This window comes from Sphingomonas sp. LH128 (assembly GCF_000293195.2).
GTDB classification, from domain to species: Bacteria; Pseudomonadota; Alphaproteobacteria; order Sphingomonadales; family Sphingomonadaceae; genus Novosphingobium; species Novosphingobium resinovorum_A.
In genome coordinates this window covers 22,349-29,850 of sequence record NZ_ALVC01000201.1, presented here as the reverse complement: position 1 = coordinate 29,850, position 7,502 = coordinate 22,349, and the positions used below count along the sequence as shown (strand labels likewise).

Here is a 7,502-nt window from a genome sequence, read left to right as displayed (position 1 = left end):
CCGGTGGCGCGGTCGAGGATGAAGATCTCGCCCCGCTTGGTCGGTGCGGCAAGCGCGGGTATCTTGCGGCGACCGACGGTGTAGTCGAACAGCACCGGCTGCGCGGGCATGTCATAATCCCAGATGTCGTGGTGTACCGTCTGGAAATGCCAGCGCATCCGTCCCGTCCTGACGTCGAGCGCGACGATGGAACTGGCGTAGCGCTCCAGCATCGGTGAACGGTGCGTACCGACATGATCGGGCGTGGCGTTCCCTGTCGGCAGGTAGACCAGCCCCAGCGCGGGATCGGCGCTGAACACGCTCCAGGCGTTGACCGAACCACGCGTCCAGCTTTCGCCGGGGCCGGGCATCGGGGCATCGTCGGGCCGTCCGCTGTCCCATGCCCAGAGCAGCCGCCCGCTCTTCACGTCGTAGGCCCGCACCACGCCCGATGGATCGTCCTTGGTGTAGTTGTCGCGTACATAAGAGCCCAGCACCGCAACGTCGCCGACGATGACGGGGGGCGAGGACGAGTAGGACCGCAAGGGATCGACCTGGCCGAGCCCTTCGTCGAGGTTCACGGAGCCATCCTTGCCGAAATCGGCGCAAGGCGCACCCGTGCCGGCGTCGCTGGCAAGCAGGCGTCCGTCCACAGTCATGCTGATGATCCGTTTGGCGCATGATCCTGTGCCAGCGGGGGCGGCGTGGTAGGATACGCCGCGGCAGTTGAGCATCTGCGCATTGCCGATGTTAGTGCGGGGGTCGCGCAGCCAGATTTGCCTGCCGGTGTCCGCATCCAGCGCGAAGACCTTGCCGGTAGGCGAACAGAAATAGACCTTGTCGTCCACCATCAACGGCGTCGCCATGAAGGAAATGGACTTGATCTCCGGTCGTTTCGCCTTGGTGTCGCCCGTCTCGAACGACCACGCCTTTTCCAGCTTCGCAGCGTTGGCCGGGGTGATCTGTGCAGCTGGGGAATGGCGGGTGCCGGACAGGTTCGCGCCGTAATCGGTCCACTCCGCGCTGGCCGGGCTTGCCGGAGCAAAAGCGGCAACTCGACTAGCAGAGATATCGAAGACGGGAACCGTTAGAAACGCCCCCAGAAGCCCCAGTGCCGCGACCAGCACGACCGAGCCCAGCCCCCAACGCGTACCGGCATCCGAAGCGGCGGTCAGTCGGCGGCGCATCCACGGCAGGGCGAGGACAGCGCCGATCACGGTCGGCCCCGCAAGGCGCGGCAGGAGTTGCCAGAACTGCGCCCCAACCTCCCAGAAGGCCCAGATCAGCGTGGCCAGTAGCATCGCCGCGTAAAGCCAGAGCCCTCGCCGGTCGCCCCTCCCGAGCAGCACGCCCGACACCGCGCAGGCCACCCCGGCAGCCAGATAGTAGGCCGATCCGCCCAGCGTCAGCAGTTTTATCCCGCCCACGGCCAGCACCGCCCCGATGGCGAACAACACCGCCCCAGCCGACCAGCACAGCCAGCGGCCTTCCTTCCCGTCCTTCATCCCTCGCGTCCTCTCCCGGAACGTCTGCGTTATCCCGGGCCTTGCCCGGTGCCGTTGATCGCCTTTCGGACGTGGATCACCCCGTCTCGATCACCGCGATCGGTTCGCGCACGTCGATCGTTTCACCTTCTCCGGCGATGATGCGGAGCAGCGTGCCGGAGACAGGGGATGGCACTTCCACCGTGGTTTTCGCGGCTTCCACCTCGACGAGATTCTCGCCTTCCTCGACCGCGTCGCCCGGCTGCTTGAGCCAGCGGACGATCTCGCCGTCCTGCATCCCCATGCCGTATTGCGGCAGGACCATCGTGAATTCGGCCATGTTCGCTCCTCAGGCTGACTGGAACTCGGCGGCACCTACGAGGCGCCTGGCGGCACTCACGATGCGCTCCACCGAGGGATAGAGCGGCTTTTCGATGAGCGGACTGAACGGCAAGTGCGTATCGGGAGTCGTGATCCGAACCACCGGCGCGCGCAGGGCCTCGAACGCCTCCTCGACGATGGTGGCGGCGATCTCACTGGCGGCGCTGCAGGTCCTGTTCGCGGGATCGACGCAGATCGCGCGGCCGGTCTTGCGCACCGAGCGCAGGATCAGATCGCGGTCGAGCGGGACCAGCGTGCGCGGGTCGATCACTTCCAGCGAGATGCCCTCGCCCGCCAGTTGCTTCGCCGCTTTCAGCGCGACGTTGACCCCGCCGGCGATGGCGACGACGGTGATGTCGGTGCCTTCGCGCTTGATGTCGCCCTTGCCGATGGGGATCAGGAAGTCGGCATCGTCGGGCACTTCGGCCTTGTTCATCCAGCAGGTGCCGTCCTCGAAACTCATCACCGGATCGTCGTCGCGGATCGCGGACTTGAGCAGGCCCTTCATGTCGGCGGCATCGGAGGGGCAGATGATCTTGAGGCCCGGCATATTCATGAACATCGGGTAGGGCCGGTCCGAATGCTGCGCAGCATTGGAGTTGCCGTAGAACATGCAGGAGCGCAGCACGAGCGGCAGATTCGCCTGCCCGCCGTAGATGTAGCGGGACTTGGCGATGATCGAGCAGATCTGGTCCATCGCCGGATAGAGGAACGAGGACAGCGTCGCATCGACGATGGGCCGCATCCCCACCATCGCCGCGCCGCCTGCCGCGCCGATGAAGCCGTTCTCGGAGATCGGCGTGTCGCGGATGCGCTCCTCGCCGAAACGCTCGACGAAGCCGGTGGTGGTGCCGAAGACGTTGCAGCGAATGTCCTCGCCCATCATGAAGACACGGGCGTCGCGCTCCAGCTCTTCGGCCTGGGCCTGCTGGATGGCTTCGAGGAAAGTGATCTTGGCCATGGTTGCGGTTCCTTCTCAGGCGTGCGCCAGAACGTCGTCGGGGATCGGCAGGCGATCGACGAAGACGTGGTCGAAGGCCTCCTCGAAGGCCGGGTATGCGCTCTCGCGCGCGAAGTTCAGCGAGTCCGTCACTTCCTCGGCGATGGCCGCATCGATGGCGTCGAGATCGCCCTCGGCCACGCCATCGGCGAGCAGGCGCGCGCGGTAGAGCGTGATCGGATCGCGTGCGACCCAGTCGTCATGCTCCGGCCCGCGCGGGGTGAGGTCGCGGCCCATGTTCACCGCGTGGTCGCGATAGCGATAGGTCTTGGTCTCGATCAGCGTCGGCCCCTTGCCCGCGCGGGCACGATCGACCGCCTCGCGCACCGCCTCCTCGACGGCGTCCACGTCCTGCCCGTCGACGATGACGCCGGGAATGCCGTAGCCATGCGCGCGGTCCGCGACATTGACGCCCGCAACTGCAGCAGAGGTCGGCGTGGACATGCCGAAGCGGTTGTTCTCGCACACGAAGATCGCGGGCAGCTTCCACACGGCGGCCAGGTTCATGCCTTCATGGATCGCCCCTTCGCTGGACGCGCCGTCGCCGAAGAAGCACAGCGCCACACGGTCCAGCCCCTGCAGCTTCGCACCCAATGCTGCACCTGCGGCAACCGGGCCGCCGGAGCCGACGATGCTGGTCTCGCCCAGGCTGCCCATCGCGAAATCGGACAAGTGCATCGAGCCGCCCTTGCCCTTGCACACGCCCGTCGCCTTGCCGAGCAGCTCGGCCATCAGCGGGCGCAGCATCGATCCCTTGGCGATCGGGTGACCGTGGCTGCGGTGCGTGCCGACCATGTAGTCGTCGTCGCGCAGAGCCATGCAGGCGCCGACGCCGGAAGCTTCCATCCCCGCATATGTGTGCAGCGCGCCGGGGATCTCGCCTGCAGCATGGATGGCTTCGGCCTTAGTCTCGAACTGGCGGATGCGCTGCATCCGGCGGTACTTCTCAAGCCTGCGGTCGTTGTCGCCGATGGCGGTCATCGCTCTCTCCTTGTGTGCGCAAATCGGGGGGTCATGCTGCGTTCGCAGGCTCGGGCGTCACCGCCTCGAACAGTTCGAGCGGGGCCGCATACATCGGTTCGGGAGCGCCGGCGGTGATCGCGTAGACGTTCTCCATGTGGCACGGCCCCAGCTTCGCGCCGAAGTAGAGGCTGTCGAGCGAGATCAGCATCCCCTCCTCCATCACGAAGCCCTGCTTGACCCCGGCCAGCCCCGCCGCCGGGAAGGGCAGCGGGATCTCCAGCGGCATCAGGCCGATGCCGTGGGCGACCACCAGCAGCTTCTCGGGCGTGGCGACGCCATTGGCCTTGAGATGCTCGTAGCCGATCGCGGGCAGGCTGGCGGTGGAGACGCCGGGCCGCAGGTGATCGACCATCTTGAGGAAGGCATCGCGTAGAATGTCGTGCTGACGGCGGTATTCGGGGCTGGCCTTGCCGACGACGGCGGTGCGGTTGATGTCCACCCAGAAGCCGTCGTGGATGCCCTGCGTTTCCAGGATCACGATGTCGCCATCGCGCAAGGCCCGGTTGCCGCGCGTGCGGAACAGGTCGGGAATGAACTCGTCCGCCTCGTAAGCGCCGCCGAACAGCATCGCGCCTTCGTCCACCGGGATTACTTCGTTGCGGACCATGAAATCGCAGATGCGCGCCTGTACGTCGTTCCAGTCGGCGCCTTCGTGGAGCAACGATCCGGCGTGGGCGATGATCCGGTCGGCCAGCTTGCCCAGCTTGCGGTAGCGCGCCAGTTCGCCGGGGGTCTTCACCACCCGCACGCGCATCATGAAGTCGAGCACGTCCGAGTACGCATGCGGCACGGCGGCCGCGATCCGCGCGGAAACGCGGTGCTCGTCGAAGCCGATCGCCTTGCCCACCATGCCGTGATCGGCAAGGCCCGAAGCAATGGCGGCGGCGATGTCGGGCTGGCAACTGCCCCTGATCGCGCCCATCATCCCGGCGGCGTCCTCGGCCAGTTGGCCGCCGTTGCGGTCGGGGTCGATGTAGCGGCTGACCTCGCAGAAGTTGAGCATGTCGAACGTCCGCACCTCGCCAAAGGTGCAGGCATCGCCGTCCTTGTTCAGCACCGCGACGAGGCCGAGGTTCGCCTCCGGGATCACCAGTGTCAGCGGCTTGGCCGGGTCAGCGTAGACGATGGCCGCGGCCATCGGCTCCATCTGCTGCCAGCGCTCCAGGATCGAGTGATAGCCGACCGCATAGCGAACATCATGCGGATGGCTGAGCACGACCGCGTCGAGCCCCTCCGCCGCCATCATCGCGCGCAGCCGGTCGGCGCGGGGATTGGATGCGTTGGTCGATCTTGCGGTCATGCCGCTTCCTCCAGCCCCTCGTTGGCGACGTTGGAGACGACCTCGCCCTTGGCCACGTCGCGCAGGAATTCGTGGTTGAGGATGAATCGGATCTCGCCCGCATCGTCGAGGAAGGCGACGGCGCCGTGGCCCATGAAGAGATATTCGGTCACCTCGTCGCAGCGCGCCTCGTTGTGGCGCGAGCCGATCGGTTCGTAGCCGTAAGTCCCCGCAGGCGCGGAGCCGACGTCGTAGATCAGCTCGCCCTTGGTGACGAAATACTGCCCGTGGCCGAGGTGCCAGTGCGGGGCGAAGGTCGCGCCGGGCTCCATGTGGACCCACAGGACCCAGTCGCCGGTTTCCTCGCTGTAGCGCAGCAGCCGGATCGTGGTGCCGGTGCCGAGCGCGACTTCGTGGCAGTCGTTGATGTTGACGATGAGGTCGCCGAGTTTTCCGGCATCGTGCTGAACGGTCATGGTTCTTGTCCTCTCGTTGGGAATTACATCGTTGCGGTAAGGCCTTCGTCGGCGGGGATGACCGCGCCGTGCAGCGCGCTCGACTTGTCATCGAGCAGGAAGCAGACGAGGTGGGCGATCTGCTCGGGGTCCATGAAGAATTGGCGGCGCGGGCTGGGATGGCCGTCCATCAGCGCGGCGATGGCCTGCTCGCCCTCGGGCGTGCGCAAGTTCGCGGTCAGCGGCGTCGCCACCGCGCCGGGGCAGACGCAGTTGATGCGGATGCGTTTCGGGCCAAGCTCCGCCGCCAGCGTGCGCGCCAGCATGGCGACGCCCGCCTTCGACGCACTGTAAGCGCTGTCGCCCGCGCGGCCCGCCGTACCGCTGACCGAGCCGATGAACACGATGGCCCCGCCGCCTGCCTCGATCATCGCGGGCAGCACCGCCTGGGTAACGTAGAAGCTGCCCTTGAGATTGACGTCGATGTGCCGATCGAACAGCGCGAGCGGGCTTTCGGGCACCGGGTTGGGCGCCCAGATCGCCGCGTTGTTGACCAGCAGGGTGACCGGGCCGAGCGCCGCCTCGATGCCCTGCACCGCCGCCGCGACGGCAGCGGCATCGGCGATGTCCACTTGCGCCGCGTGGGCGAGAGTGCCGCTTGCCACCGCCTTGTCGAGATCGGCCTGCGGCACTTCGGACAGCACCGCGACCTTTGCGCCCGCCTCGGTCAGCAGCTTGGCGACGGCGGCGCCGATGCCGCTGGTGCCGCCCGTCACCACGGCGACTTTTCCGCTGAGCCCGCTCATTGCGCGGTGAACCCGCCGTCGACGATCAGTTCAGAGCCGTGCATGTACCCGGCCTCATCGGAGGCGAGGAAGCGCACGGTCTTCGCGACGTCGATGGGATCGGCCATGCGCCCGATCGGATGCGCGGGGGCGAGCCCGGCCGCGGCTTCCTCGACGCTGGCGGCGAAACCGTTGTCGACGATGCGCTGGAGGATGTGCTCGACCATGCCGGTCTTCACGCCGCTGGGATGCACCGAATTGACCCGCACCTTGTAGCCGAGCGCGGAGAACTCCATCGCGCAGGCCTTCACGAACAGCGTCACGGCGCCCTTGGAGGTGCAGTAGCCGACATGGAGCGGCGATCCGATCTTGCCCGCGACTGAGGAAATCACCACCACCGAGGCGCCGTGCGGCAGGCTCTCGCCCGATCGCCGGAGCAGCTGCGCCGCCACCTTGGTGCCGAGGAACGGGCCATCGACGTTGACCGCCATCTGTTTGCGCCACTGCTCGATGGTGGTGTTCTCCATCTTCTCGACGACGACAATGCCCGCGACATGGACCAGCACGTCGAGCCGCCCGTACTGCGCCTCCACCGCGCCGATCGCCGACTGCCAGGACACCTCGTCGGTCACGTCGAGCGAGAGATAGGAATCGCCCTGCCAGCCCCCTGCCTCGGCGGGGAGGTCGGCGCCGATGACCGTCGCACCTGCCTCGGCCAGCTGGCGCGATATCTCACTGCCGATGCCGCCGGTGCAGCCGGTGACGAGGGCGATGCGTCCTTCAAGCGAACCGGTCATGCGTGGGCTCCTGCCTTGGCGGCTTCACCCAGAAGGTCGAAGACGCGGATGTCGGGGTCGCCGTCGAGGCAGGCGTAGCCCTCCGCCGACATGGCGACGTGGTAGGGCCGGTTCGCATGCGCTTCCTTGGCGGCGATGTCGGTGAATATCTCGGTGAAGCCGAAGGCGTTCGGGTCCTCGCGCGATTGCATGACCTGGAACAGCAGCGTATCGGCCTCGTTGGCGCGCACGTCCTTCTGCAGTTGCGTGGTCAGTTCGATGAAGCGCTGCGTCTTGTCCGGCTTCGTGCGGACATGCATGATGACACCAATCATATCGG

General features: G+C 66.8%; 9 protein-coding genes. All 9 read right to left on the bottom strand.

The annotated features are described in order from the left end of the window. On the bottom strand, positions 1 to 1,484 hold a 1,484-nt coding region (locus tag LH128_RS16485; protein ID WP_008830798.1), incomplete at its 3' end, for an outer membrane protein assembly factor BamB family protein. 76 nt (positions 1,485 to 1,560) lie between these two features. After that, positions 1,561 to 1,803, bottom strand: coding sequence for a biotin/lipoyl-containing protein (locus tag LH128_RS16480; RefSeq protein ID WP_008830797.1), 243 nt, complete (start codon positions 1,801 to 1,803; stop codon positions 1,561 to 1,563). Positions 1,804 to 1,812: 9 nt separating this feature from the next. After that, entirely contained in the window at positions 1,813 to 2,805 is a 993-nt protein-coding gene (locus tag LH128_RS16475) for an alpha-ketoacid dehydrogenase subunit beta (RefSeq protein ID WP_008830796.1), read from the bottom strand. Between the two features lie 15 nt (positions 2,806 to 2,820). Next, positions 2,821 to 3,825, bottom strand: a complete 1,005-nt coding sequence (locus LH128_RS16470; protein WP_008830795.1) for a thiamine pyrophosphate-dependent dehydrogenase E1 component subunit alpha — start codon at positions 3,823 to 3,825, stop codon at positions 2,821 to 2,823. A gap of 31 nt (positions 3,826 to 3,856) precedes the next feature. Continuing rightward, positions 3,857 to 5,167, bottom strand: coding sequence for a M24 family metallopeptidase (locus LH128_RS16465; RefSeq protein WP_008830794.1), 1,311 nt, complete (start codon positions 5,165 to 5,167; stop codon positions 3,857 to 3,859). Then, positions 5,164 to 5,622 (bottom strand): cupin domain-containing protein, encoded by a 459-nt coding sequence (locus tag LH128_RS16460; protein ID WP_008830793.1) that lies wholly within the window; start codon positions 5,620 to 5,622, stop codon positions 5,164 to 5,166. The genes LH128_RS16465 and LH128_RS16460 overlap by 4 nt, the downstream gene beginning before the upstream one ends. Before the next feature lie 23 nt (positions 5,623 to 5,645). Then, positions 5,646 to 6,407 carry an SDR family NAD(P)-dependent oxidoreductase gene (locus LH128_RS16455; RefSeq protein WP_008830792.1) on the bottom strand — a complete coding sequence of 254 codons (762 nt, stop codon included), beginning with the start codon at positions 6,405 to 6,407 and terminating at the stop codon, positions 5,646 to 5,648. Beyond that, on the bottom strand, positions 6,404 to 7,183 hold the full coding sequence (locus LH128_RS16450; protein ID WP_008830791.1) for an SDR family NAD(P)-dependent oxidoreductase: 780 nt from the start codon (positions 7,181 to 7,183) through the stop codon (positions 6,404 to 6,406). Before LH128_RS16450 ends, LH128_RS16455 begins: the two co-directional genes overlap by 4 nt. After that, positions 7,180 to 7,497 carry a putative quinol monooxygenase gene (locus LH128_RS16445; protein ID WP_008830790.1) on the bottom strand — a complete coding sequence of 106 codons (318 nt, stop codon included), beginning with the start codon at positions 7,495 to 7,497 and terminating at the stop codon, positions 7,180 to 7,182. Before LH128_RS16445 ends, LH128_RS16450 begins: the two co-directional genes overlap by 4 nt. Positions 7,498 to 7,502 lie beyond the last annotated feature (5 nt).